This is a genomic window from Paraburkholderia sp. XV, assembly GCF_020177535.1.
Lineage (GTDB): Bacteria > Pseudomonadota > Gammaproteobacteria > Burkholderiales > Burkholderiaceae > Paraburkholderia > Paraburkholderia caribensis.
Window position 1 is genome coordinate 21,636 of sequence record NZ_JAGUUD010000038.1, and the last position, 25,186, is coordinate 46,821.

The window sequence follows — 25,186 nt, forward strand, 5'->3', positions numbered from 1 at the left end:
CGCCTTAGTTCAGTTGCGCATGCAGCAGCGACACGATGCGCTGCGCGTCCGACGACGTATCCACCCGGCCATTCGAGTCGACGACGGCAACCTGCGTCATCGCGTCGCCCTTCGAACGCACATTGACGAGGAATTCGTGACTGTCTTTCTTCGCGCTCTTGTCGCTGTAGAACAGCTTGCCGAACAGGCCGTCGCGCTTGAGCTCCTGCATCGAATCCGCGTAGCGCACGTAGTAGATGCCCTTTTCGCGGTCGCGGTTGTCGACGGTGAAGTTCGTGCGGTCGAGCGCAAGGCCGACGCGCAGCCACGCACGATCGAACGATTCAGGCAGGTCGAGCGTCGCGCCGCCCGCGCTCTTGTCCAGTTGCGCCTGCGCGGTGGACGGACGCGCATCCGTCAGCAGTTGCTTCGATTGCGCGTCGGTGAGGCCGAACTTCTGCATCAGCTTGGCGAGGAACTCGGCTTCCAGCGCGGGATCACGCGGACGCTCGACCCAACGCGACGAGGTCTTGTCCTGGCCCGTCAGCACTTCTTCCATCGCCGAATGCGTGATCGAGATATCCGTTGCGCCGCTCGGGTCGCGCGAAACCAGCGTGCGGAAGCTGTCGCGCGTGCCTGACGAATACGCGAAATCGACCACCTTGCCAATTGTGCGACGGAACCAGTCATCCGGAATGTTGGCGCGATTTTCTGCCCAATCGGTCGACATGATGCCCGTGGTCGGCGCGTCCGTCTTCAGCGAGAAACCGTTCTCGGTCCAGAATTCCTGCAACTGCGGCCACAGCTGTTCCGGCGAACGGCCGTTCACGACCAGCCAGCGGCGGTCGCCGTCGCGCTCGATATGCATGCCCAGCGGGTCTTGCGCGGTCGGCACGCCTTCCGTCAGGTTGCCCGCCGCTGTCTTCGCGCGTTGCGGCGCGCCGCCAAGCGCGGCGCCTGCAGGCGGCGCGACGTAGCGCTGGTCGATCTGCGCTGCGGACAGGTCGCTCGGCACGGCGAGCGGCGGCGCACTCGCAGTTGCCTTGTAGTTCACTTTGTCCGACGCGAGCATGTCGTTCAGCGACTCGCAGCCAGAAAGCGACGCGATCGCGCCAGCCGCAAGCGTCAGCGCCGCCAGGCGCGTTGCGTGGAGGGATAGTGCGGAACGTTTCATGGGGTCCTTCGTGAAGCTAAACGCGCTGCCTGGAACGGTGCGGACCGTGGGCGATATCGACGTCAGTTGAAAAAATGCCGGGAGGCGCCTGAAATGTCAGACGCTCAGCCGAGCAGCCCAGCCTCGCGCAGCGCCGCGCGAACCACGTCGTGGTAACGCGCGTCGAGCGGCGTCAGAGGCAGACGGATGCCGCCCTTGACGCGGCCCAGTTGCTGCAACGCCCACTTGGCGGGAATCGGATTCGATTCGATGAAGAGGTTCTTGTGCAGCGAGAGAAGTTTCAGATGGATTTCACGCGCCGTCCTCGCGTCAGCTGCGAGCGCGGCCTTGCACAGGTCGCTCATCAGGCGCGGCGCGACGTTCGCCGTCACCGAAATATTGCCGTGGCCGCCCAGCAGCATCAGCGCGATCGCGGTGGGATCGTCGCCGCTGTAGATGCCGAAGTGCGCCGGCGCCGACTTGATCAGATGCGCAGCGCGGTCGATGTTGCCCGTCGCTTCCTTCACGCCGATGATGCCCGGCACATTCGCGAGACGCAGGATAGTCTCGTTCGACATGTCCGCGACCGTGCGGCCCGGCACGTTGTACAGGATCACCGGAAGATCCACCGTTTCGGCGATTTTCGAGAAATGGCGGTAGATGCCTTCCTGCGTCGGCTTGTTGTAGTACGGCACGACCTGAAGCGTGGCATCGGCACCCACTTTCTTCGCCTGCTCGGTGAGCTCGATGGCTTCCGTCGTCGAATTGGCGCCCGCGCCCGCGATCACGGGGATGCGGCCGGCAGCCTGCTCGACGGCCGTCCGGACCATCAGCACGTGTTCCTCGACCGACAGCGTGGCGGACTCGCCGCTCGTGCCGACCACGACCAGACCGTTCGTGCCCTCTTCGATGTGCCAGTCGATCAGTTTGCGGAAGGCGGGGAGATCGAGACTGCCGTCTTCGAGCATCGGAGTGATGATGGCGGGAATGCTGCCGCGAATCGCGACGCCGTCTTGCTGAGTGCCGTTAGCCATGAAACGCCATGAATTTGTTCGATAAACTGCGATTGTAGCGGATTAACCGGTCAGATCGTAACGCGGGGGAACACCCGTATCTTTCCTTTCAACCGACCCGTCCGGCTCGCGCACCGCGCAAATGCGCTGTACGTAGGCGGGACGTGGCTCCGCGAGGAATCCATCTTGAAATGCAACGACACGTAACAGTGCCCGCACCGCGTCGAGCAGCTCGCCGGGCGCGAGCAGAAAAGCGGGGTTCGAGGGCCTGCCGACCGTTTCGTTGCCCTGCGCGAAGGTTTCGTAGATCAGCACGCCGCCGGGCGCGAGCGCGCGCAGCAACTGGGGGAAGAGCGGACGGTGCAGATAGTTCGTGACGACGACGGCCGCGAATTGCGCCTGCGCCGGCAGCGGCCACGGACCGTTTTCGATATCGGCGGCGACGGTCGTAAGGCCGTCCACGCCGTGCATCGACGCCAGAGCGGCGGCATCGCGGTCGATCGCCGTCACAGGATGGCCGCGCGCTGCGAAAAACCGCGCGTGCCGCCCCGTTCCCGATGCCACATCGAGCACCGCGCCGCCCGCTTCGACCAGGTGCGCCCAGCGCTGCACCCAGCGCGACGGCTCGCCGGTCGGCGCATGGCTCGCGGCCGATGCGCCCGGGCTCGGGCTGTCTGTCATCAGGTGTACGACAGGCCCATCGCTTCGCGCACGTCGCGCATCGTCTCCGACGCGAAACGGCGCGCCTTGTCGCAACCGTCGGCAACGATCGCGCGCAACAGCGACGGGTCGTCCATGTATTTCTGCGCGCGCTCGAGCATCGGCTGCTGTTCGCGCAGGATGCCTTCGATCACCGGCTGCTTGCACTCCAGACACCCAATGCCCGCCGTGCGGCAGCCCTTCTGCACCCACTCGTGCGTGTCGGCGTCGGTGTAGACCTGATGCAGCTGCCATACCGGGCACTTGTCCGGATCGCCCGGATCGGTGCGGCGCACGCGCGCCGGGTCCGTCGGCATGGTGCGGACCTTCTTCGTGATGGTTTCCGCGTCTTCGCGCAGGCCGATCGTGTTGCCGTACGACTTCGACATCTTCTGGCCGTCGAGACCCGGCATGCGCGACGCTTCCGTCAACAGCACCTGCGGCTCCGGCAGGATGATCTTGCGCGAGCCTTCGAGGTAGCCGAACAGGCGCTCGCGATCGCTCATCGACAGGCTTTGCGACTCCGACAGCATCGCGCGCGCCTTTTCGAGCGCCTCTTCGTGACCTTCCTGCTGATACGCGATGCGCAGTTCGTGATAAAGCTTCGAGCGCTTGCCGCCGAGCTTCTTCGCGGCCTCGTTCGCCTTTTCCTCGAAACCGGGTTCGCGCCCGTACATGTAGTTGAAGCGCCGCGCCATTTCGCGCGCCATTTCGACGTGCGGCACCTGGTCCTCGCCGACGGGCACGAGCGACGCGCGGTACAGCAGGATGTCGGCGGCCATCAGCACGGGATAACCGAGGAAGCCGTACGTGCCGAGGTCCTTGTCGCGCAGCTTCTCGATCTGTTCCTTGTAGGTCGGCACGCGTTCGAGCCAGCTGAGCGGCGTGCTCATGCCGAGCAGCAGCGCGAGTTCGGCGTGCTCCGGCACGCGGCTCTGGATGAACAGCGTCGCCTGCGCCGGATCGATGCCCGAAGCAAGCCAGTCGATCAGCACATCCCAGACGTTCTTCTCGATGACTTCCGGCGTTTCATAGTGAGTGGTCAGCGCATGCCAGTCGACCACGCAGAAGAAACACGGGTACTCGGACTGCAGACGCACCCAGTTTTTCAGCACGCCGTGATAGTGGCCGAGGTGCAGCGAGCCGGTAGGCCGCATGCCGGAGAAGATACGGTCGGGGTACATGGTTTTGATTTATAGAAGCGAAACGAGAGGTGTCAGGATAACCGTCACGGCCTCATAGCCGATATTCACGAGCGGACGCAGCCAGAAGCGCGTCAACGTGCCCGTCATGACGAGCGCCATCACAATGAAGAAACCGTAAGGCTCGATGCACGCGAGGGCCATTGCCGGACGCACGGGCAACAGCGCCGTCAGCACGCGGCCGCCGTCGAGCGGCGGCAACGGAAAGAGGTTCAGCACGCCGAGCACCAGGTTCACGCCGACGCCCGCACCCGCCATACGCGTGAAGAACGGCTCGTCGATATTCATCGCCGCGAGCGCGACACCGAATATGCCCCACACGAGCGCCTGAGCGAAATTGCACAGCGGCCCTGCCAGCGCGACCCACAGCGAGCCCCAGCGCGGATTGCGCAGGTTGCCGAACGCGACGGGCACGGGCTTGGCGTAGCCGAACATGAACGCGCCGCTCGTGGCGAAGTACAGCACGAGCGGAATTACGATCGTGCCGATCGGGTCGATGTGCCGCATCGGATTAAACGACACGCGGCCGAGTACGTACGCGGTGTTGTCGCCGAGCATGCGTGCGACGTAGCCGTGAGCCGCCTCGTGCAGCGTGATCGCGAAGATTACCGGTAATGCGTAGACGACGATGGTCTGTATCAGGGAGGAATCCATATCGCTCTATTGTAACAACGGCGCCTTGCGGCTCTGTCGGCTTTCGTTCATGCCGTCTCTTCGAGACCGAACGGCGCGAGCGAGCCACGCCCCGGCCGCACCAGCACGGGTTCGTCGCCCGTCAGGTCGATGACTGTCGACGGCTCGCACGGACACGCGCCGCCGTCGATCACCAGATCGAGCTGCTTTTCCAGCTTTTCGCGAATTTCTTCCGGATCGTTCAGCGGTTGTGTTTCGCCCGGCAGGATCAAGGTCGAGCCGAGCAGCGGCTGGCCGAGCTCTTCGAGGATCGCTAGCGTGATCGCGTGGTCGGGCACGCGCAGGCCGATCGTCTTGCGCGACGGATGCGACAGGCGCCGCGGCACTTCCTTGGTCGCCTGCAACACGAACACGTACGGACCCGGCGTCACCGATTTGATCAGACGGTATTGGCGGTTGTCGACGAGCGCGAAGTTCGCCAGTTCGGACAGATCGCGCACGAGCAGCGACAGCAATTGCCGTTCGTCGAGGCCGCGAATGCGCCGCACGCGGTCGACGGCGTTCTTGTTGTCGAGCTGGCAGGCGAGCGCATAGCTCGAATCCGTCGGCAGCGCGACCACGCCGCCGCCTTCGATGATCTGCGCCGCCTGCTTGATCAGCCGCGGCTGCGGATTGTCCGGGTGAAGCCGAAAATATTGGGACATGGTGTCGGTCAGAAGGTCGGGAATCAGCAGACGGCAAGCTACGGCTCATGCAGCGGGCATGCCCGCGCAACACGCGAAACCAGAGCTTACAGCCAGCGTTCCCAGACTGGCTTCAGATCGGACGGCAGCGGCGGCAGACTGCCGAGTTCGACGCGGCCTTCGCCCGCCGCATGAAAGTCGGAACCGCGCGATGCCTCGAAGCCGAAGCGGCGCGCAACGTCCGCATACTCGCGATACTGGTCGGGCGTGTGGCTGCCCGTTACGACTTCAATTGCCTTGCCGCCGAGATCGATGAATTCCGCGAACAGCGCGTCGAACTCGGTCGGCGTGTACGCATAGCGGCCCGGATGCGCGATCACCGCTTCGCCGCCCGACACCCGAATCCATTTGACGGCGTCGGCGAGCTTCGACCAGCGATGCGCCACGTAGCCCGGCTTGCCGTCGCCGAGAAAGCGGTTGAACACGTCCTGCGTGTTTTCCGCGTAGCCGCTCTCGACCATGAAGCGCGCGAAGTGCGTGCGCGAAATCATGTCGGGATTCGACACGAACTTCAGTGCGCCTTCGTACGCGTCGGGAATGCCGAGCGTGGCCAACTGCTCGCCGATCGCTTCTGCCCGCGCGGCGCGGCCATTGCGCGTGCGCTCGAGCCCTTCGACGAGATCCTTGCAGGCAGGATCGACATGCAGGCCGACCACGTGAATGGTGCGCGACGCCCATGTCACCGAAATTTCGACGCCGCTCAGATACTGCATGCCGAGCGCCTCGGCCGCTTCGCGCGCTTCGACCTGACCGGCGATTTCGTCGTGATCGGTGAGCGCCCACAGCGTCACGCCGCCCGCATGCGCGCGGCGCGCGACATCGGCGGGCGCGAAAGCGCCGTCGGAAACGGTGGAATGGCAATGCAGATCGGCGTTCATCGTTTTAGGGATAGCGTGACCCGACCATTTTACTGCAACGCAGTAAGCACACGCAGAGGATTCGTCGAGACAAATGTAGAACGCACACTACGCGCAGAACGCCTCGATCAGCGCTGCGATCTGCTCCGGCTGATCGTGGTGAACCATGTGGCCCGCATCGTCGATGATGACTTCGCGCCAATCGGGAAAGGCCTGGAAGCGCGCCTTGAATTCGTCGAGCGGGACGTTGCCCGCGAGCGCCGCGAGGGTCGGCGATGCGGCGGCCTCCACGTGCAGCACCTTGGCGCGTACGTTCGCCCAGACGGCCATCACCTCGTCGAGCCGGTACAGCAGCGGGCCGCGAATCTTGTGTGCGGGATCGGCGAGCAGCATGTAGCCGCCCTCGCCGTCCGGCTTCGACCAGTGCTGCGCAAGAAAACGCGCGCGCTGCGGGGCCAGTCGTTCGTTGGTCTTGATGAGGCGCGCGGCGACGTCGTCGAGCGTCGCGTAGCGGCGCAGCGTCCGCGGCTCGCGCAGTTCGTCGAGCCACGACGCGATCCGGCGAGGCAACTGTGCGGGCTTCGACGCGGGGAGCCCGAAGCCCTCCAGATCGACGACGCGGCGCACGCGCTCGGGCCTTGCGCCGGCATACAGGCAGACGACGTTCGCGCCCATGCTGTGCCCGACGAGGTTCACTTCGCCCGTTGGCGCGTAGTGGCCGAGCAGCGCATCGAGGTCGGCCAGATATTCGTGGAACCAGTAATGTCCGCCATTCTGCTGCGCAACCGGCCAGTCGGACAAACCGAAGCCGCGCGCATCGGGCGCGATCACCTGCCAGTCGTTCGCGAGCGCGTCGACGACAAACTGGAACGACGCGGCGACGTCCATCCAGCCGTGCAGCATGAAGAGCGTCGGTGCATCGGGATTGCCCCAGCGACGCACGTGCAGGCGCACGCCGCGCACGCTCACGAATTCGGAAACGGAAGGCTGGAGCGTAGTGTTCATGTGCGAGCGGACAAAACGAATGATCGTTCGATTATATCGAGATAACCGGGCCGCTGCTTGATCTGGGCCCTCGACTGGTTCAGTCGCCCACTCGCTGCTGGATGTCCAGACCCGCGAGCGCGGCGAGCTCCTCTTCCTCGAAACCAGCGTCGCGGCGCGCTTCGAAATTGAACGGTCCGCGCAGCTTCGGCGCGTGGTACTCGTCGGAAAGACGCAAGTAGGTGGGATGCGCGTCGATGCCCGCCTCGTCGCACAGATGCCGGAACCAGCGGTTGCCGATCAGCACATGCCCGATTTCGTCGCGCAGGATGACGTCCAGAATCGCCGCCGACGCCTGATCGCCCGCCTGTTGCAGGCGCGCGCGGATCGGCGGCGAAGCGTCCAGCCCGCGCGCCTCCAGGGTGCGCGGCACCAGCGCCATGCGCGCGAGCACGTCGCCGCGCGTGCGCTCGCACATGTCCCACAGGCCGTCGTGCGCCGGAAAGTCGCCGTACGCATGGCCGAATTCCGCCAGACGCGCCGACAGCAGCGAAAAGTGATGCGCTTCTTCGGACGCGACCTTTAGCCAGTCGATGTAAAACGCCTCGGGCATGCCGCCGAAACGCCATACGGCATCGAGCGCGAGATTGATCGCGTTGAACTCGATATGCGCGAGCGCGTGCAGCAATACCGCACGGCCTTCCGGCGACTGCATGCTGCGCCGTCCGAGTTTGCGCGGCTCGACGAGTTCAGGCCGCGCGGGGCGCCCGGGCAAATCCCCCGGCTCGTCCAGCACGCGTTCCGGCGAAACGACCGCCTCGCCTGCCAGTACCCGCGCGTAAAGCGCCTGCGCCCCGGCGGCTTTTGCAGCGGGAACACGCGCTGTCAGCACGGCGAGTGCTTCGGAACGGGCGCAGATGATTGGATGGGGACGGGTCGACTCGGGAGCATGCATCGCGAAATGAGAACCAGCAGGGGAATCAGCAAAAAAGGACAAAAACGAGCGATTCTGACACGGCGTTGCCTGCGCGCATGCTTCGCACGGGCCAATGGCACAACCGTTTACAATACGCGATTCGATCATGCCGCGCGGATGCCGCCATTTCGCGCAACGTGCCTCGCCGCCTGCCCGGCGGCGCACCGCGTCCATCGCGCAGCAACCGTCTTGCATGAGACCAGAGGAGACACTGTGGCAATCTACAAGCTTGGCGACGCCGCCCCGACCATCCACGAAAGCGTGTTCATCGCGGACACGGCGACCATCATCGGCAAGGTGACCGTCGAAGAAAACGCGAGCGTCTGGTTCGGCGCGTCGATTCGCGGCGACAACGAGCCGATCACCGTCGGCAAGGGCACTAACATACAGGAAGGCGCCGTCCTGCACGCGGATCCGGGCTTCCCGCTGACGCTCGAAGCCGGCGTGACGGTCGGCCATCAGGCGATGCTGCACGGCTGCACGGTCAAGGAAGGCGCGTTGATCGGCATTCAGGCCGTGGTCTTGAATGGAGCGGTAATCGGCCGCAATTGTCTGGTTGGCGCAGGCGCCGTCGTTACCGAGGGCAAGGTTTTTCCTGACAATTCCCTGATTCTCGGATCGCCCGCAAAGGTTGTCCGGGAACTGACTGAAGCAGATATCAAAGGCCTGAAGCGCGCTGCGGACATCTACGTGGAGCGCAGGGATTATTTCAAGGCGCAACTCGTGCGCATCGGCTAGGGCCGACCGCACGGCGCGCCACGCGCGGCCTTCCCACCGCGCGGTTCGACCGAGGAAAAGTTGTGAGTGACCAGTTGCAGAAATTCATGTTCAGCGCGGCGCCCGTTCGCGGCGAGATCGTTTCGCTGAGCAACACGTGGCAGGAAGTCCTGACGCGCAGAAGCTATCCGGCGCCCGTGCGCAACGTGCTCGGCGAGATGATGGCCGCGTGCGCGCTGCTGTCGGCGAATCTGAAGTTCGACGGCACGCTGATCATGCAGATCTTCGGCGACGGCCCCGTGAAGATGCTCGTTGTGCAGTGCAATTCGGACCTGTCGATGCGCGCCACGGCCAAGTTCTCCGGCGATGCCGCCCACCTGATCGCCGACGACCTGACGCTGGTCGATCTCGTCAATCCGGGCGGCCACGGCCGTTGCGTGATCACGCTCGATCCGAAGAACAAGGTTCCCGGTCAGCAGCCTTATCAGGGCATCGTGCCGCTTTCTGACGAAAACGGGCCGCTCAGGTCGATGGCGCAAGTGCTCGAGCACTACATGCATCATTCGGAGCAGCTCGACACGCGTATGTGGCTTGCTGCGAACAATGAGCGCGCGGTCGGCATGCTGCTGCAGAAGCTCCCCGGCGACGGAGGCATCGTCCCGCATCCGGGCGAGATCGACGCCGATACGTGGGATCGCCTGTGCACGCTCGGCAGCACGCTGTCACAGGACGAAATGCTCGCGGAAGACCCGAATACGCTGTTCCGGCGCCTGTTCTGGCAGGAAAACGTCCAGCATTTCGAGCCGACGCGAACCCGCTTCGAGTGCACGTGCTCGCGTGCGCGGGTCGGCAATATGCTGAAAATGCTGGGCCGCGAAGAAGTGGACAGCGTGATCGAAGAGCGTGGCCACGTCGAAATTCACTGCGAGTATTGCAACCAGCGCTATGAATTCGACCCGGTCGACGTAGCGCAACTTTTTGTCGCGAGCGGGCTCTCACAGGGAGTGGCGCCCGCTGCCGAACAGCGGCACTGAAGCCGGAACGTCCGCGTCGCTTTGCCCGCCGCTGCGGGCGGGCGACGACGGCGCGGTATCATCGGATACTGATGGCCGCGTGATTGCCGGCCAACGATTTGCTTAGGTATCCGACCGATGGAGGTCGATATGAATGCCCCTTCGCTGTTCCAACCTGCACACCGCATAGCGGCGCTCGTTCTCGTTGCGGGCGCGGCGGCGCTGTCGGGCTGCATGATGGACCCGCCCGGCCCATCGCCCATTTATAGCCGCCTGCCTGCGGATCAGTCGGGCATCGCCACGACGGCGCAGCCGCTCACACCGGAAGAACGCGCCCGCTACGACGCGATCGACAGGCAGGTGATGGCCGAGCAGAACCAGGCCATGGCCGCCGACGCCGCCGCGCAGGCGTATTCGCGCTACGCCGCGCCGCCCGTCTCCGTGTACGGCAGCTACTACAGCGGCGGATGGGGGCACGGCTGGGGCACGGGCATCGGCTACGGCTATGCGCCGGGCTGGGGTTGGGGCTGGTGAGCATCACCCGGGCCTGACTGCCCGAACGCCCGCCCGCGTTTCGTCCCGCCAAATAAAAAGGCGCGGTTCATTTCGAACCGCGCCTTTTTCATGAGCCTGCCCAACTGGCACCTCTGCACCAGCCGTCAACCCGGCTTCTTCTCCTTCGCATCCTTTTTCGCGTGCTTGCGATCCGGCTTCGCGCGCGATTCCGGATTGGGCACCACCCGCAACGGCGCGCCCGTGATCTGCCCGCGTGTCGACGTGTTCGACTGCGGCGCGTTCGCCGCCGGCGACGGCGCGTTCGGCGACACGAACTGCACGAACACCTCGCTGTCCTTGACCATGCCCATTTCGTAGCGCGCGCGCTCTTCGACGGCGGCCGTGCCGTTCTGCAGATCCTGCACCTCACCCTGGATGCGCTCGTTGCGCTCCTTCGCGTCCGCGTTCTTTTTCAGTTGCTGCGCCAGTTCCTGCTGCAATTCGTGCACGCGCAGCCAGCCGCCATGGCCCCACCACAGAGGGTATTGGATCAGCACCAGCAGGACGAGCAGAACGACGGTGACAAGCCGCATGAAGTGAATTGCAGGGTTGAATGTGCGCCGCCCTGCGCTTTACGCAGGGCGGTAGGGTGAATCAGTAGCGAAGCATAACCGGTTTAACGGTTATTGAGACGGGTTTGTTGACATCAAGCGTCACTTACTCGCGTCAATCCGGCTCATTCGAGGGCGTTCAACGCAGGTTGTAGAACGCCGACTTGCCCGGATAGCTGGCGATATCGCCGAGATCTTCCTCGATGCGCAGCAGCTGGTTGTACTTCGAGATACGGTCCGAGCGCGACAGCGAGCCCGTCTTGATCTGACCCGCGTTGAGACCGACCGCGATGTCGGCGATGGTCGAGTCTTCCGTTTCGCCCGAGCGGTGCGAGATCACGGCCGTGTAGCCCGCGCGCTTGGCCATTTCGATCGCTGCGAAGGTTTCCGTCAGCGTGCCGATCTGGTTGATCTTGATCAGGATCGAATTCGCGATGCCCTTTTCGATGCCTTCCTTCAGGATGCGCGTGTTCGTCACGAACAGATCGTCGCCGACCAGCTGGATCTTCTTGCCGAGCTTGTCGGTGAGAATCTTCCAGCCTTCCCAGTCGCTTTCGTGCATGCCGTCTTCGATCGACACGATCGGGAATTTATCCGCGAGCGCGCCGAGGTAATCGGCAAATTCCGACGACGACAGTTGCAGGCCTTCGCCCGCCAGCTGGTACTTGCCGTCGTGGTAGAACTCGCTGGCAGCGCAGTCGAGCGCGAGCAGCACGTCTTCACCGGCGCGGTAGCCGGCTTTTTCGATGGCTTGCAGGATGGTCGACAGGCATTCGTCGTTGCTGCCGAAGTTCGGCGCGAAGCCGCCTTCGTCGCCCACGGCCGTGCTCATGCCGCGATCCGACAGGATCTTCTTCAGCGCGTGGAACACTTCGGCGCCGCAGCGCAGCGCTTCGCGGAACGTCGGCTGGCTGACGGGGACGATCATGAATTCCTGGATGTCCAGGCTGTTGTTCGCGTGCGCGCCGCCGTTGACGATGTTCATCATCGGCACGGGCAGCTGCATCGCGCCCGAACCGCCGAAGTAGCGGTACAGCGGCAGGCCGGCTTCTTCAGCCGCCGCCTTCGCGACGGCCATCGACACGGCCAGCATCGCGTTCGCGCCGAGGCGCGACTTGTTGTCGGTGCCGTCGAGTTCGAGCAGCGTCTTGTCGAGGAAGGCCTGCTCGGAAGCGTCGAGGCCCATGATCGCTTCGGAGATTTCGGTGTTGATGTGCTCGACGGCCTTCAGCACGCCCTTGCCGCTGTAGCGGCCAGCTTCGCCGTCGCGCAGTTCGATCGCTTCACGCGAGCCCGTCGATGCGCCCGACGGCACAGCCGCGCGGCCCATCGTGCCCGATTCGAGCAGCACGTCGCATTCGACGGTGGGGTTGCCTCGCGAATCGAGAATCTCGCGACCGATGATATCTACGATAGCACTCATGGTTTCCTCTGAAATGACGATGAATTCTTAAGTTGAGACGTCCGGCTCACTTCGACAGCACGCGTCCGGACGCGTTCGACGACCATCGGGTTGGGGCACGCGCGCACGCCGGACAGCGGCGAAGCGCGCGTGGCTGCATCAGTTGAAATCGTTCTCGAGGAACGGCGTGCGCTTCACGGCCTGATCGAGGGTCAACAGCGTCTCGAGCAGATCGGCCATGCGATGCAATGGCACGGCATTGGGACCGTCCGACTTCGCTTCAGCCGGATTCGGATGGGTTTCCATGAACAGACCCGCGATGCCCGTGGCGACGGCGGCACGCGCCAGCACCGGGACGAATTCGCGCTGGCCGCCCGAACTCGTGCCCTGCCCGCCCGGCAACTGCACCGAGTGGGTCGCGTCAAACACGACGGGCGCGCCCGTTTCACGCATGATCGCGAGCGAGCGCATGTCGGACACGAGGTTGTTATAGCCGAACGACACGCCGCGCTCGCACGCCATGAAGCGGTCTTCCGACAGACCCGCTTCACGCGCGGCGTCACGCGCCTTGTCGATCACGTTCTTCATGTCGTGCGGCGCGAGGAACTGGCCCTTCTTGATGTTGACGGGCTTGCCCGAACGCGCGCACGCGTGGATGAAGTCCGTCTGGCGGCACAGGAACGCAGGCGTTTGCAGCACGTCGACCACGGAGGCCACCTGCTCGATCTCGTGTTCGCTGTGAACGTCGGTCAGAACGGGCAGGCCGAGTTGACGCTTCACTTCGGACAGAATGCGCAAACCCTCATCCATTCCCAAGCCACGGAACGACTTGCCGCTGCTGCGATTGGCCTTGTCGTAAGAAGACTTGTAGATGAACGGAATTTTCAGCTTCGCGCAGATTTCCTTCAGCTTGCCGGCCGTGTCGATCGTCATCTGTTCAGACTCGACGACGCAGGTGCCAGCGATCAGGAAAAACGGCCTGTCGAGGCCGATTTCGAAATCGCCCAGTTTCATACTTTCTCCTCGACGCTCGCTGCGCGATGGGCGCGCGCCGCTTCGACGAATGCCTTGAAGAGCGGGTGTCCGTCGCGCGGCGTCGACGTGAATTCGGGGTGGAACTGAACGCCGACGAACCACGGGTGCATCGAACGCGGCAGTTCCATCATTTCCGGCAGATCTTCGCTCGGAGTACGGGCGCTGATGATAAGGCCGCCCGCTTCGAGCTGGGGCACGAAGCGGTTATTGACTTCATAACGGTGACGGTGACGCTCGTTCACATCCTTGCCGTAGATCTCTTCAGCCATCGTGCCCGGCTTGATCGGGCAGCGCTGCGAACCGAGGCGCATCGTACCGCCCAGATCAGATTCTTCCGTACGCTTCTCGACCTTACCGTCGCGGTCGTACCACTCGGTAATCAGCGCGACCACGCGATTCGGCGTTTCCGGGTCGAATTCCGTGCTGTTCGCATCCTTCAGGCCAACCACGTCGCGCGCGAATTCGATCACGGCGAGCTGCATGCCGAGACAGATGCCGAGATACGGCACCTTCGCTTCGCGTGCGTAGCGGATCGCCTTGATCTTGCCTTCCGTGCCGCGACGGCCGAAACCGCCCGGCACCAGCACGGCATCCAGATGCTTGAGGCTGTCGACGCCGTGTTCTTCCACCTCTTCGGAATCGATGTATTCGATGTTGACCTTGGTCGACGTGTGGATCGACGCATGGCGCAACGCTTCGATCAGCGACTTGTACGACTCCGTCAATTCGACGTACTTGCCGACCATGCCGATCGTCACTTCGCTCTTCGGGTTTTCGAGCTTCTCGACGAGGCCCGACCACATCGACAGATCTGCCGGCTTGGCCGTCAGCTTCAGCTCTTCGCAGATCAGTTCGTCGAGGCCCTGGTCGTGCAGCATCTGCGGAATCTTGTAGATGCTGTCGACGTCCCACACCGAGATCACGGCGTCTTCCGGCACGTTCGAGAACATCGAGATTTTCGCGCGCTCGTCGTCGGGAATACGGCGGTCGGCGCGGCACAGCAGCACGTTCGGATAGATACCGATTTCGCGCAGCTTCTGCACGCTGTGCTGCGTCGGCTTGGTCTTCAGTTCGCCCGCGGTGGCGATGAACGGCACCAGCGTCAGGTGCACGAAGCACGCGCTGTTACGGCCCATGCGCAGGCTCATCTGACGCGCGGCTTCGAGGAACGGCAGCGATTCGATGTCACCGACCGTGCCCCCCACTTCGACGATGGCCACATCCGGCTCGCCGCACGTCGCGGATGCCGCGCCGCGTTCGACGAATGCCTGGATTTCGTTCGTGATGTGCGGAATGACCTGCACCGTCTTGCCGAGATAATCGCCGCGGCGTTCCTTGCGGATCACCGATTCGTAAATCTGGCCCGTGGTGAAGTTGTTGGCCTTGCGCATCTTCGTGCTGATGAAGCGCTCATAGTGGCCAAGGTCGAGGTCGGTCTCCGCGCCGTCTTCCGTCACGAACACTTCGCCGTGTTGAAACGGGCTCATCGTGCCGGGGTCGACGTTGATGTAGGGGTCTAGCTTGAGGAGGGTGACTTTCAGACCGCGCGATTCGAGGATCGCGGCGAGGGAAGCGGCGGCAATACCCTTGCCGAGGGAAGAAACTACGCCGCCGGTGACGAAAACATATTTGGTCATCGCTGGATGCTCGCGGGAAAAACGGATTATACCCGAACGTGTGCATCCAGCCCATACCTGGGGCGGCTCGTTCGCGACGATCGAGCATTCTATTTGAGCATCCGCAGGGCCGCTTTTCGCATGGATGCAGGATGGATTTCTGTTCGCGCGTTGCGTGCGTCAAATGCGCCACGGGTTTGTTGCGGGTTTATGTCGCAGCGCGCCCGGGCGTTTCATTTATTCGCGAACGGGGATGCCGTCACGGGGGAAAATCATTCGAGCCCGCGCAGTATTCTCTGCACGGCGCGTGCCGTTTCGATGGGCCGTTCCATCGGATACAGATGGCTTCCTTCCATCCACTCGAAATGCTCGCCCGCGATGCGCCGGGTGGCGTGCAGTCCCGCCTGCCGCACTTCCCGCGAGCGCGTCCCGGCGACGAAGCCGACGGGCACGGGCGCGCCGCGCGCGAGCCGGCCGCCGAAGGTATGCGGCAAGGTCTTGTAGATCCGGTACTCGGTCTGCCGGTCGAACGCGAGTTCCCGCGTGCCGTCGGCGCCCGCTTGCGGAATGCCGAAGTCGATGTAGTCGGACAGGACCCGCTCGTCCCAGCGCGCGAACGCGGCCTTCGCGTGGAAGTGCCGCCATGCCTCGTCGCGGCTGCCCCAGCGTGTGCGCCGCGTGCGCGTCGCCGCCGCGGGCGACAGCCGCTCGTCCAGCCCCGTCCACTGCGACACGCGCAGCATGTTGCTGCGCCAGCCAGCGATGACGGGCGAATCGAGCATCACCACGCCGCGCACCCATTGCGGCTTCTTCAGCGCCGCCATCAGCGAAAGATAACCGCCGAGCGAATGCCCGACCAGCCATACCGGGTTCTCGTAAGCACGCCCGATATCATCCAGCAACTCGTCGACCAGATGCGGCCAGTCGCGCGTCACGGGGTAGCGCGCGTCATGGCCGATCCGCTCGATGAAACGCATGTCGTAGTCGTCCGAGAGTTCGGCGAAGATCGTCCGATAGGTGGACGCCGGAAAGCCGTTCGCATGCGAGAAATGAATGATGTTCTTCAAGCGCTCGGTCTCCGTTCTGATTTGTTCTTACTTGCGCTGCAGGTGTTTCGTTACGGCTCCATCCAGTAGCGGCGATGTGTCTGCCGGAAGCGCTCGAGCGACACGCTCGCGTCACCTGCCTCGATGCGCGCGGCACCGTCTTCGTCGCTGCGCGAAAGCTCGATGCCGCGCGCCCGATACCGTTCGTAGACGCCCGCGTACGGATGATGAAACCGGTTGCGATAGCCTACCTGAAATACCGCGATGGACGGCTCGATAGAGTCGAGGAACGGCTCGGTCGACGAAGTCTTGCTGCCGTGATGCGGCACGAGCAGAATCTGCGCGCGCAATGCGGCGGGCTCGCGCGCGAGCAGCGTGCGTTCGACGGGCGCTTCGATGTCCGCGGCCAGCAAGGCGACGACGGGCGTTGGCTTGCCGGCCTGCGTTTGAATCCGGGAGCCGCTCGCGGGAACGCCCGCCGTACTCACGCGCAGCACGCAGCAGTGCGCGTTGGGCTTGCCTTCCAAGGGACCGGGGTCGGGCCAGAGTATCGCGAAGTCGACACCGTCCCACTGCCAGCGCTGGCCCGCCGCGCAGCGGACCGTTTGTGCGCCCTTCCCGGCCGCCTCGCGCCAGAGCGCGTGGCCTGGTGGAAGCCCCGCCAGCAGTTGCCTCACTTCGATTGCTTCCAGCACGGCGGGCGCGCCGCCCGAATGGTCGGAGTCGGCGTGACTGACGATCAGCGTATCGAGCGTGGCAATGCCCGCCGCCTGCAGATAAGGCACGACGATCCGCTCGCCCGCGTGCGTCGATTCGGGCCCGGGCCCGGCATCGAACAGCAGCGTGTGATGCGCGGTTTCGACGACGATCGACGAGCCTTGCCCGATGTCGAGCGCCGTGAGCCGGAACGCGCCTTCGGCGGGCGCGGCCGATGCCGGCGCGAGCAGCGGCAGCCACGTCAGCGGCGCGGCCCAGCGCAACGGCCAGCCGGCAGGCGCAAGACACCACGCGGCGCCGACGGCCGCAAACGCCATCGCCCATGCATCGGGCTGCGGCAACTGCCAGACCGTCCATGCCGGGCCGGACAGCAGTTGCAGACCGGCTGTCAGCAGGTCCAGCAACTGATGCGCGAAGCGAAAAGCGAACGCATCGAACGGCGCGGGCAATGCGATGCCGGCTATCACTGCAGGCGTCACGAAGACGCTGACCCATGGGATCGCGAACGCATTGGCCACGGGACCGATCAGCGGGATCTGCGAGAAGAAGCACACCGTCAGCGGCGCGAGCGCGATCGTCACCGCGAACTGGACGCGCGCACCGCTGCGCACGCGCCCGATCAACGCTCCGATCCGCGAGCGCAACACATCGGCGCAGCGCCTCACTAGCGAGCGTTCGCCGGGCGCCTCATCTAGCGAGCCGGGCGCTCCGCTTCGCGTGACGCGCACCGCTCCCGACATCGCGAACAGGATCGCGCCAACCGCCACAAACGACAGCCAGAACCCCGCCGACACCACCGCCCACGGATCGACCAGCAGCACGAGCCCCAGCGCCCACGCGATCACGACGGAAGGCGCGACGCGCCGTCCGCCGGCATAGGCGAGCGCGACGACGCCCGCCATCCACAACGCCCGTTGCGCGGGCACATTGAAACCGGCAAGGGCCGCATGAAAAGCGGCGAACAGCGCACCGCTCACGATCGCCACTTTCTGCGCGGGCACGAGCAACGGCAAGCCGCGTCCGATCAAGAACGAATGCCGCCATAACGACCCGATCAACCATCCTGCGAGCCCCGCGACAAAGCCAATGTGCAAACCGGAAATCGCCACCAGATGGCTCGTGCCCGTGCGCCGCATCAGCAGCCAGTCGGCGGCGCTGACGGCGTCCTGTGCGCCGATCGCCAGTGCGACGACGATTCCCGTGTGCGGCGCATCGCCGAGCACGGCGGCAATACGGGCGCGGATCGCCGATCGCCAGCCGTCGATCAGCACGCCCGCTCCGCCTGCCTTCCCCGCAAGCCGCACGGCGCGCGCAGGCGCGCTCACATAGCCCGTCGCACGAACATCGCGCGCGAGCAACACGGCTTGTGCGTCGCGCACGCCCCAGTTCGCGTTTCCATGCGCACGCTTGAGCCGCACCTCCAAACGCCAGCGTGAACCCGGTTCGAGCACAGGCGGCGGCGCGTCATCTGCGATCCACGATAGTTGCAGCGTGCGCGGAAACCGAGGGACGACCGCATCAGCGGATTCAACGACGAACAGAAAACGCACACCGTCCGCGCTGCGCGTCGGTAAACCTTTGACCCAGCCGCTCACGGCGATATCGCGCCCCTCCCACGCGTGCGGCAATTCAAACGCGAGCCGCGCCTGCGCGCGCCACGCCGCATAACCGAAGCCACAGCACGCCGCCGCACACAGCACGGCGCACCAGCCCGCGCGCGTGGACCACGCGCTGCCGCGCCGCAAGCCCGTCCACGCCACCAGACTCAGTGCGCAGGCGCTGGCGACCGACACGAGCCAACCCGGCCCGCCCGGCAACGAGGACTGCTGCTGCAACCACACGACGCCCAACGCAAAACCGCACCACAGTGCCCGCATGCCGCCTCCGCAACCGACGCCCGCGCCGCCCGATCACATGATTCATCAGGAAGCCGAATCAATATGCGCGCCAATACAAACGCGAGCCGAACAGTGATTATGCAGAGTAAAGCGCGAGTCGCGGCAATGCGGCGTGCGCATTAGCCGTTGTGCCTATCGCCAGCGTGTTTTTGTCGATGCCGCGCTGCCCGGCGAGGATCGCGCCGATCGCGGGAATCTGGTCCGGCGTGTTGCGCTGCCTGTAGAGCCACGACGGGGCGATATCGGGGGCATCGGTTTCGACGACGAGCGCGTCGAGCGGCAACTGCGCCGCGAGCCGCCGGATCTGCAACGCGCGCTCGAAGGTCACGTTGCCGCCGAAACCGAGGTGCATGCCGTGATCGATGAACGCCTGCGCCTGCTGGAAACTGCCGTTGAACGCATGCGCGATGCCGCGATTGACGTGATTGCGCCGCAAGCCCTTCAGCACCTGATCCTGCGACTTGCGCACGTGGCAGATCACGGGCAGATCGAATTCGCGCGCGAGCTTGAGTTGCTCGTTGTAGTAGAACTGCTGCGTCTCGTCGTCGAGACCCGGCACGAAATAGTCGAGGCCGATCTCACCGAGACCGACGAACCGCGGATCGTCGAGACTCGCCTCGATTTCCATGCGCAGCACGTCGAGATCGGACGGCTGCGCCTGCGGCGTGAAAAGCGGGTGAATGCCGAGCGCGTACGCCCCGCCCTGCACGCGGTGCGCCAGTTCGCGCACCGTCGAAAAGTTGCTGCGCGCAATGCCCGGAATCACGATCCGGCTCACGCCCGCTTCGAGCGCGGCGCTCGCGACGGCGTCGCGGTCCGCGTCGAATTCCGAAGCGTCGAGATGACAGTGCGTATCGATCCACATGCGCGCAGCCTCGTGTCGAATGGAAGCGCCGGCCTCAGACGGGCACGGTCGGCTCCTCGTACAGCACGCCGTCGCGCAGACGCATCGTGCGGTCGCAGCGCGCGGCCAGGTCGGGATCGTGCGTGACGATCACGAAGCTCGTCGACAGCGTGTTCGACAACTCCAGCATCAGGTTGAACACCGTATCTGCCGTGCCGCCGTCGAGATTGCCCGTCGGCTCGTCGGCGAGCACGCAGGCGGGCTTCGTGACCAGCGCGCGCGCAATCGCCACGCGCTGGCGTTCGCCGCCCGACAATTCGCCCGGACGATGCTTCGCGCGATGCGCGAGCCCCACCCGTTCGAGCATGTCATGGGCCTGCTTGCGTGCGTCTTCCGTCGTCATGCGGCGGATGCGCAGCGGCATCGCGACGTTGTCCAGCGCGGTGAATTCCGGCAGCAGATGATGGAACTGATAGACGAAGCCGAGCGCGCGGTTGCGCAGATCGTTGCGCTCGCGCTCGGAGAGCTTCGTGAACGGCTTGCCCATCACCTCCACATGCCCGGTGCTCGGATCGTCCAGGCCGCCCAGCACGTGCAGCAGCGTGCTCTTGCCGGAGCCGGACGCGCCGACGATCGCGAGCTTCTCGCCGCGCCGCACGGAAAGCTGCGTGTTGTTGAGCACCTGCACGTTCAGGCCGCCCTGAACGAACGCCTTCGAAATGCCCGTTGCTTCGAGCACGTACGGATGCAAACCAGTTTCGTCGGCGGTCATGAGGGTGTTGTTCGGACGATCATTCATAACGCAGCGCCTCCGCCGGACGCACCTTGGCGCCGCGCCAGCTCGGATACAGCGTCGCGAGGCACGACAGCAGGAACGCGATCACGCCGATCTTGACCACGTCGCCGGGGACCAGTTCGGACGGCAGCTCGCTGATGAAGTACACCGACGGCGGCAGAAACTGCACATGCAGCAGATGCTCGATCATCGGCACGAGCCACGGAATGCTCCACGCGATCAGGCAACCGAGCGCGACGCCGATCGCCGTGCCGACGAAGCCGATCGTCATGCCCTGGATGACGAAGATCTTCATGATCGAGCCGGGCTGCGCGCCGAGCGTGCGCAAGATCGCGATATCGGCCTGCTTGTTGGTGACCGTCATCACCAGCGACGACACCAGGTTGAACGCCGCCACCGCGATGATCAGCGTCAGGATGATGAACATCATGCGCTTCTCGATCTGCACGGCCGAGAACCAGGTCTTGTTCTGCTGCGTCCAGTCGCGGATATACAGATCGCCCGACAGCGTGCGCGCCAGCTGATGCGCGACTTCCGGGGCGCGCTGCATGTCCTTCAGACGCAGCCGCACGCCCGTCGGCGCGGGCAGCCGGAACAGCGCCTCCGCGTCCTTGATATTGATCAGCGCGAGCGTGCTGTCGTACTCGTAGTGGCCGGACTCGAACACGCCGACCACCGTGAACTGCTTGAGACGCGGCAACAGGCCGGCGGGCGTCATCGTGCCTTCGGGCGCGACGAGCGTAATCTTGTCGCCCGCCGTCACGCCGAGGCTCCCGGCCAGATCGCCGCCGAGCACGATGCCGAACTCGCCGGGCTTCAGCTCGTTCAGGCTGCCCGCCTTCATCTCCTTGCCGATGTCCGACACTTCCGGTTCCAGCGAAGGCTCCACGCCGCGCAGCGCGACGCCGCTTACGGCGTCCTGGCGCGTGAGCAGCGCCTGCGCTTCGACATACGGCGCCGCGCCGATCACTTCCTTGTTCTGCTTCGCCTCTTGTGCCGTCAGTTGCCAGTTCGGCATCGAGCCCGTCGGCGAAAAGATCTCGACGTGCGCGAGCACCGACAGCATGCGGTCGCGCACCTCCTTCTGGAAGCCGTTCATCACCGACAGCACGACGATCAGCGCTGCCACGCCGAGCGCGATGCCCGACATCGACACGAGCGCGATGAACGAGATGAAGCCGTTACCCGTGGTGCGTTTGCCGGCGCGCGTGTAGCGCCAGCCTATCTGCCATTCGTATGGAAGTTTCAAGCGAGTCCTTTTTCAGCGTGATTGCGCTGTGTTCTGCATTTGCCTGCCGCGGCGCCCGCGCGCTGGTCGAAAAAACCTGTCGGGCGCACGAAAGCCGTGTCGATTGGGCGCGAATTCCGGCCGATGGTTCCAGAACACCGGCTTGCGGCGGCTTTCCTCATACGGCGCGCGGGCTGCCATGCTGCGCGACGACGCGCACGACACCGTCCGGTGCGCAATCGTTGCGTGAATTGTACGCACTGGCGCACAAGCGACGGATTTCCGTCCGGCCGAACCGGCCGCCATTTCGCCCGCCATCGCGGATCAACGGGGCGAAGTTTGCCATACAATGCGCAGCATCATGAATGCCAACCGACTGCATCTCCTTCTACCTTTCGCGCTGCCCGCCGCAGCCGACGCATCCACGGCGCTGTACTCCCTCGACATTCCCGCCCTCGACAAACTGATCGCCCGCGCGACGCTGGTCGAACGCGTGATCGGCGAAGACTTCCAGCGCACGCTGCCGCACGAGCGCTGGGTGGCGCGCAGTTTCGGCGCGGTGCCCGCCGGCACGGCCGCCGCCGACGAGGCGCCGCTCGCGCCCTACATGTTGCTCGCCGACGGCGGCAATCCTGGCGACGCGACATGGGCGTGCGTGCAGCCGGTGCATGTGCGGATCGCGCACGACCATCTGGTGCTGATCGATCCCGCGTCGCTGGAACTCGCGGACGACGACGCGCGTGCGCTGTTCGACGTCGCGCGTCCGCTGATCGAGGAACTGGGCGTGCGGATCGAGGCGCCGCAGCCGTCGCGCTGGTATCTGTCGAGCGACGCGTTCGGCACGCTGGCGGGCGCGTCGCCGCTGCGCGCGAGCGGACGCAACATCGAAATCTGGCTGCCGCACGAGGCGCATACGGGCGAGCGCTCGCGCGCCTGGATGAAGCTGCAGAACGAAGTGCAGATGGCGTGGTTCGAGCATCCCGTGAACGAGGCGCGCGAGGCGCGCGGCCTGCCCGCCGTCAACTCGATCTGGTTTCATGCGCAAGGCGCAGCGCAGCCGGTCAGGAGCGACTTTGCGCGCGTGCTGTCCGATGCAGCGGCGACGCGCGGTCTCGCGCTCGCCGCGCGGGCGGCCACAGCCGCGCCGCCTGTGACATACGACGCCTGGCGTGCGGACAGCGCAAACGGCAGCGCCGCCGCGACGCTGGTCGAACTCGACCCGTTTTCCGCACCGTTCATCGAACAGGACTGGGGCCGCTGGAACGCCGCATTCGCCGCGCTGGAGCGCGACTGGCTCGCACCCGCGCTCGCCGCGTTGCAGGCGGGCGAGCTCGGTGCGCTCGGTCTCACGCTGTGCGGCGACACGGGCTCGGTGACACTCAATATCACGCGCGGCGATTTGCGCAAATTCTGGCGACGGCGTCTGTTCGCGTCGCTCTTCATCGAATGAACTGTTCTTTTGCTCCAGGTTTTGCCGCATGACTCGAATCGTTACGCGCCCTTGCTCTCCCGCCGACGCCGAAGCGCTGATCCGCCACGGCCTGCATCCCGTGCTCGCGCGCCTTTATGCATCGCGCGGCGTGTGCCTGCCCGATGAACTCGAGACGGGACTCGCGCGCCTGACGCCGCCCGCCTCGCTCAAGGGCTGCGATGCCGCCGCCGCGCTGCTCGCCGATGCCATCGAAGGCGGGCGCCGCATGCTGGTCGTCGCGGACTACGACTGCGACGGCGCGACGGCTTGCGCTGTCGCGGTGCGCGGTTTGCGGATGTTCGGCGCGCAGATCGACTATCTGGTGCCGAACCGCTTCGAGTACGGCTACGGGCTCACGCCGGAAATCGTCGCGCTGGCCGCGCAACGGCCGGGCGGCAAGCCCGACCTGCTGATTACCGTCGACAACGGCATTGCGAGCGTCGATGGGGTGGAGGCGGCGAACGCGCTCGGCATCGACGTGCTCGTCACCGATCACCATTTGCCCGGCGACGACCTCCCCGCCGCGCGCGCGATCGTCAATCCGAACCAGCCGGGCTGTACGTTCCCGAGCAAGTGCATCGCGGGCGTCGGCGTGATGTTCTACGTGCTGCTCGCGCTGCGCGCCGAACTGCGCCGCCGTGGCGCATTCGGCGAGACGCGTCCGGAGCCGCGCCTGGATGGGCTGCTCGATCTCGTCGCGCTTGGCACGGTCGCTGACGTCGTGAAGCTCGACGGCAACAATCGCGTGCTGGTCGCGCAGGGCTTGCAGCGTATCCGCAACGGCCGCATGCAGCCGGGCATCGCCGCCCTGTTTCGCGCCGCGGGCCGCGATGCGCGCAGCGCGTCGGGCTTCGATCTCGGTTTCGCGCTGGGGCCGCGACTGAATGCGGCGGGACGGCTGTCGGACATGTCGCTGGGCATCGACTGCCTGACGACGGACGACGTCGGGCGCGCGTGGGAACTCGCGCAGCAGCTCGACACGATGAACCGCGAGCGGCGCGAAATCGAAGCGGGCATGCAGCAGCAGGCGCTCGACGACCTGTCGACGTTCGATCCTGCCGGCTCGACGACGATCACGCTGTTCAACGCGAGCTGGCACCAGGGCGTGATCGGCATCGTGGCCGGGCGGCTGAAGGAGAAATTCCACCGGCCGTCGTTCACGTTCGCGCTGGCCGACGACGGCGGCGCCACCGTCAAGGGCTCGGGCCGCTCGATTCCGGGCTTCCATCTGCGCGATGCGCTCGATCTCGTGTCGAAGCGCGAGCCGGGGCTGATCGCCAAATTCGGCGGCCACGCGATGGCGGCGGGCCTGACGATCGCCACGGCCGATATTCCGCGCTTCACGGCGGCGTTCGAGCGGGTTGGGCGCGAGTGGCTGACGCAGGAGGTGCTGGCGCGGACGGTCGAGACGGATGGCGATCTGGAAGATGCGTATTTCACGCCGCAATTCGTCGAGATGATCGATGCGGCTGTCTGGGGACAGGGGTTTCCGGCGCCTGTTTTTTCGGGCGAGTTCGAGGTGATGTCGCAGGCGCTGGTGAAGGATAAGCATCTGAAGCTGCAGTTGATGCGCGGGCGCCAGCGGTTCAATGCGATCTGGTTCAATCACACGGATCCCTTGCCGGCGAGGACGACGGTGGCCTATCGGTTGTCGGCGGATACGTGGAATGGCGTTGCACGTGTGCAACTGATCGTTGAGCATGCAGTGCTCTAGGCTGGGGGCGCCCAGCCTTGGCGCTTTGATCCGCTATAATTTTGGTTTTTCGCTGGAAGGGGTGTGGTTGGCCTTTTTTCGGTTTTGGTTTTGGGTTTGGTTTTGGTTTGGGTTGGGTTTGCTCGCATCCGCGATTTGCGCTTGAACTGGCATCCGCGATTTGCCTTCGTACTTCAGGCGTCGCCCCTGTGCGGGGCGGCACCTACTTTTCTTTGCCGCCGCAAAGAAAAGTAGGCAAAAGAAAGCGGCTCACACCGCCAGTGACAGTTCTTGCCTGAGGGCCCCCAACGGGTCTTATGCTTCACACGGCAACGTCTCCGTCGGCGCATGTTGCCAACGCTTCG

The 25,186-nt window shown here is 64.9% G+C and carries 23 protein-coding genes; 5 read left to right on the top strand and 18 right to left on the bottom strand.

The window, feature by feature from the left end; translation table 11 throughout:
• Positions 1–4: 4 nt before the first annotated feature.
• The 9 genes from bamC to KFO72_RS19300 all read right to left on the bottom strand — a co-directional run bounded on the left by bamC (position 5) and on the right by KFO72_RS19300 (position 8,218).
• Positions 5–1,153: an outer membrane protein assembly factor BamC gene (gene bamC, locus KFO72_RS19260; protein WP_225032777.1), complete on the bottom strand. Its 1,149-nt coding sequence runs from the start codon at positions 1,151–1,153 to the stop codon at positions 5–7.
• Positions 1,154–1,257: 104 nt separating this feature from the next.
• Positions 1,258–2,166 (bottom strand): 4-hydroxy-tetrahydrodipicolinate synthase, encoded by a 909-nt coding sequence (gene dapA, locus KFO72_RS19265; RefSeq protein WP_060601374.1) that lies wholly within the window; start codon positions 2,164–2,166, stop codon positions 1,258–1,260.
• A gap of 42 nt (positions 2,167–2,208) precedes the next feature.
• Positions 2,209–2,826 carry a class I SAM-dependent methyltransferase gene (locus KFO72_RS19270; protein WP_225032778.1) on the bottom strand — a complete coding sequence of 206 codons (618 nt, stop codon included), beginning with the start codon at positions 2,824–2,826 and terminating at the stop codon, positions 2,209–2,211.
• Positions 2,826–4,028, bottom strand: a complete 1,203-nt coding sequence (locus tag KFO72_RS19275; RefSeq protein ID WP_054934397.1) for a tryptophan--tRNA ligase — start codon at positions 4,026–4,028, stop codon at positions 2,826–2,828. The genes KFO72_RS19270 and KFO72_RS19275 overlap by 1 nt, the downstream gene beginning before the upstream one ends.
• Positions 4,029–4,037: 9 nt before the next feature.
• Complete coding sequence (locus KFO72_RS19280; protein WP_225032779.1) at positions 4,038–4,700, bottom strand: site-2 protease family protein; 663 nt, start codon at positions 4,698–4,700, stop codon at positions 4,038–4,040.
• Between the two features lie 47 nt (positions 4,701–4,747).
• Positions 4,748–5,383, bottom strand: a complete 636-nt coding sequence (locus KFO72_RS19285; protein WP_054934395.1) for an L-threonylcarbamoyladenylate synthase — start codon at positions 5,381–5,383, stop codon at positions 4,748–4,750.
• An 86-nt stretch (positions 5,384–5,469) separates the two neighbouring features.
• The gene (locus tag KFO72_RS19290; protein ID WP_054934394.1) at positions 5,470–6,300 is read right to left on the bottom strand and encodes a 3',5'-nucleoside bisphosphate phosphatase; all 831 of its coding nucleotides are present in this window, start codon (positions 6,298–6,300) and stop codon (positions 5,470–5,472) included.
• 87 nt (positions 6,301–6,387) lie between these two features.
• On the bottom strand, positions 6,388–7,284 hold the full coding sequence (locus tag KFO72_RS19295; RefSeq protein ID WP_225032780.1) for an alpha/beta fold hydrolase: 897 nt from the start codon (positions 7,282–7,284) through the stop codon (positions 6,388–6,390).
• A gap of 79 nt (positions 7,285–7,363) precedes the next feature.
• Positions 7,364–8,218: a ferritin-like domain-containing protein gene (locus KFO72_RS19300; RefSeq protein WP_107202877.1), complete on the bottom strand. Its 855-nt coding sequence runs from the start codon at positions 8,216–8,218 to the stop codon at positions 7,364–7,366.
• A 234-nt stretch (positions 8,219–8,452) separates the two neighbouring features.
• On the opposite strand from KFO72_RS19300, the gene KFO72_RS19305 reads away from it, so the two are divergent.
• The 3 genes from KFO72_RS19305 to KFO72_RS19315 all read left to right on the top strand — a co-directional run bounded on the left by KFO72_RS19305 (position 8,453) and on the right by KFO72_RS19315 (position 10,503).
• Positions 8,453–8,977 (top strand): gamma carbonic anhydrase family protein, encoded by a 525-nt coding sequence (locus KFO72_RS19305; RefSeq protein ID WP_054934391.1) that lies wholly within the window; start codon positions 8,453–8,455, stop codon positions 8,975–8,977.
• A 62-nt stretch (positions 8,978–9,039) separates the two neighbouring features.
• Positions 9,040–9,990, top strand: coding sequence for an Hsp33 family molecular chaperone HslO (gene hslO, locus KFO72_RS19310; protein WP_054934390.1), 951 nt, complete (start codon positions 9,040–9,042; stop codon positions 9,988–9,990).
• Between the two features lie 129 nt (positions 9,991–10,119).
• A complete protein-coding gene (locus tag KFO72_RS19315; RefSeq protein ID WP_054934418.1) occupies positions 10,120–10,503 on the top strand; it encodes a hypothetical protein in 384 nt (127 codons plus the stop codon).
• A 125-nt stretch (positions 10,504–10,628) separates the two neighbouring features.
• On the opposite strand, the gene ftsB is transcribed toward KFO72_RS19315, so the two are convergent.
• The 9 genes from ftsB to KFO72_RS19360 form a co-directional block, all read right to left on the bottom strand.
• Positions 10,629–11,057, bottom strand: a complete 429-nt coding sequence (ftsB, locus tag KFO72_RS19320; protein ID WP_035990653.1) for a cell division protein FtsB — start codon at positions 11,055–11,057, stop codon at positions 10,629–10,631.
• A 157-nt stretch (positions 11,058–11,214) separates the two neighbouring features.
• Positions 11,215–12,498, bottom strand: a complete 1,284-nt coding sequence (eno, locus tag KFO72_RS19325) for a phosphopyruvate hydratase (RefSeq protein ID WP_035990651.1) — start codon at positions 12,496–12,498, stop codon at positions 11,215–11,217.
• A gap of 138 nt (positions 12,499–12,636) precedes the next feature.
• On the bottom strand, positions 12,637–13,491 hold the full coding sequence (gene kdsA / locus KFO72_RS19330) for a 3-deoxy-8-phosphooctulonate synthase (protein ID WP_054934389.1): 855 nt from the start codon (positions 13,489–13,491) through the stop codon (positions 12,637–12,639).
• On the bottom strand, positions 13,488–15,149 hold the full coding sequence (locus KFO72_RS19335; RefSeq protein WP_225032781.1) for a CTP synthase: 1,662 nt from the start codon (positions 15,147–15,149) through the stop codon (positions 13,488–13,490). The genes kdsA and KFO72_RS19335 overlap by 4 nt, the downstream gene beginning before the upstream one ends.
• Positions 15,150–15,400: 251 nt before the next feature.
• Positions 15,401–16,195 carry an alpha/beta fold hydrolase gene (locus KFO72_RS19340; protein ID WP_054934387.1) on the bottom strand — a complete coding sequence of 265 codons (795 nt, stop codon included), beginning with the start codon at positions 16,193–16,195 and terminating at the stop codon, positions 15,401–15,403.
• A gap of 50 nt (positions 16,196–16,245) precedes the next feature.
• Positions 16,246–18,768 (bottom strand): DNA internalization-related competence protein ComEC/Rec2, encoded by a 2,523-nt coding sequence (locus tag KFO72_RS19345; protein WP_225032782.1) that lies wholly within the window; start codon positions 18,766–18,768, stop codon positions 16,246–16,248.
• Between the two features lie 97 nt (positions 18,769–18,865).
• Positions 18,866–19,654, bottom strand: a complete 789-nt coding sequence (locus KFO72_RS19350; protein ID WP_054934386.1) for a TatD family hydrolase — start codon at positions 19,652–19,654, stop codon at positions 18,866–18,868.
• A gap of 34 nt (positions 19,655–19,688) precedes the next feature.
• Positions 19,689–20,432, bottom strand: a complete 744-nt coding sequence (gene lolD, locus KFO72_RS19355) for a lipoprotein-releasing ABC transporter ATP-binding protein LolD (RefSeq protein ID WP_054934385.1) — start codon at positions 20,430–20,432, stop codon at positions 19,689–19,691.
• A complete protein-coding gene (locus tag KFO72_RS19360) occupies positions 20,425–21,678 on the bottom strand; it encodes a lipoprotein-releasing ABC transporter permease subunit (RefSeq protein WP_054934384.1) in 1,254 nt (417 codons plus the stop codon). The genes lolD and KFO72_RS19360 overlap by 8 nt, the downstream gene beginning before the upstream one ends.
• Before the next feature lie 328 nt (positions 21,679–22,006).
• On the opposite strand from KFO72_RS19360, the gene KFO72_RS19365 reads away from it, so the two are divergent.
• A complete protein-coding gene (locus tag KFO72_RS19365; protein ID WP_176052607.1) occupies positions 22,007–23,107 on the top strand; it encodes a regulator in 1,101 nt (366 codons plus the stop codon).
• 28 nt (positions 23,108–23,135) lie between these two features.
• Complete coding sequence (gene recJ / locus KFO72_RS19370; RefSeq protein ID WP_060601395.1) at positions 23,136–24,842, top strand: single-stranded-DNA-specific exonuclease RecJ; 1,707 nt, start codon at positions 23,136–23,138, stop codon at positions 24,840–24,842.
• Positions 24,843–25,186: the final 344 nt, after the last annotated feature.

Excerpts from the sequence above, each read along its gene's own strand:
- KFO72_RS19315 (WP_054934418.1), top strand. The coding sequence starts at position 10,120 with ATGAATGCCCCTTCGCTGTTCCAACCTGCACACCGCATAGCGGCGCTC.
- eno (WP_035990651.1), bottom strand. The coding sequence starts at position 12,498 with ATGAGTGCTATCGTAGATATCATCGGTCGCGAGATTCTCGATTCGCGA.
- lolD (WP_054934385.1), bottom strand. The coding sequence starts at position 20,432 with ATGAATGATCGTCCGAACAACACCCTCATGACCGCCGACGAAACTGGT.
- KFO72_RS19295 (WP_225032780.1), bottom strand. The coding sequence starts at position 7,284 with ATGAACACTACGCTCCAGCCTTCCGTTTCCGAATTCGTGAGCGTGCGC.
- KFO72_RS19300 (WP_107202877.1), bottom strand. The coding sequence starts at position 8,218 with ATGCATGCTCCCGAGTCGACCCGTCCCCATCCAATCATCTGCGCCCGT.
- KFO72_RS19290 (WP_054934394.1), bottom strand. The coding sequence starts at position 6,300 with ATGAACGCCGATCTGCATTGCCATTCCACCGTTTCCGACGGCGCTTTC.
- KFO72_RS19280 (WP_225032779.1), bottom strand. The coding sequence starts at position 4,700 with ATGGATTCCTCCCTGATACAGACCATCGTCGTCTACGCATTACCGGTA.
- KFO72_RS19270 (WP_225032778.1), bottom strand. The coding sequence starts at position 2,826 with ATGACAGACAGCCCGAGCCCGGGCGCATCGGCCGCGAGCCATGCGCCG.
- recJ (WP_060601395.1), top strand. The coding sequence starts at position 23,136 with ATGACTCGAATCGTTACGCGCCCTTGCTCTCCCGCCGACGCCGAAGCG.
- KFO72_RS19275 (WP_054934397.1), bottom strand. The coding sequence starts at position 4,028 with ATGTACCCCGACCGTATCTTCTCCGGCATGCGGCCTACCGGCTCGCTG.
- KFO72_RS19335 (WP_225032781.1), bottom strand. The coding sequence starts at position 15,149 with ATGACCAAATATGTTTTCGTCACCGGCGGCGTAGTTTCTTCCCTCGGC.
- bamC (WP_225032777.1), bottom strand. The coding sequence starts at position 1,153 with ATGAAACGTTCCGCACTATCCCTCCACGCAACGCGCCTGGCGGCGCTG.
- dapA (WP_060601374.1), bottom strand. The coding sequence starts at position 2,166 with ATGGCTAACGGCACTCAGCAAGACGGCGTCGCGATTCGCGGCAGCATT.
- KFO72_RS19285 (WP_054934395.1), bottom strand. The coding sequence starts at position 5,383 with ATGTCCCAATATTTTCGGCTTCACCCGGACAATCCGCAGCCGCGGCTG.
- KFO72_RS19350 (WP_054934386.1), bottom strand. The coding sequence starts at position 19,654 with ATGTGGATCGATACGCACTGTCATCTCGACGCTTCGGAATTCGACGCG.
- KFO72_RS19345 (WP_225032782.1), bottom strand. The coding sequence starts at position 18,768 with ATGCGGGCACTGTGGTGCGGTTTTGCGTTGGGCGTCGTGTGGTTGCAG.
- ftsB (WP_035990653.1), bottom strand. The coding sequence starts at position 11,057 with ATGCGGCTTGTCACCGTCGTTCTGCTCGTCCTGCTGGTGCTGATCCAA.
- kdsA (WP_054934389.1), bottom strand. The coding sequence starts at position 13,491 with ATGAAACTGGGCGATTTCGAAATCGGCCTCGACAGGCCGTTTTTCCTG.
- KFO72_RS19365 (WP_176052607.1), top strand. The coding sequence starts at position 22,007 with ATGCGCAGCATCATGAATGCCAACCGACTGCATCTCCTTCTACCTTTC.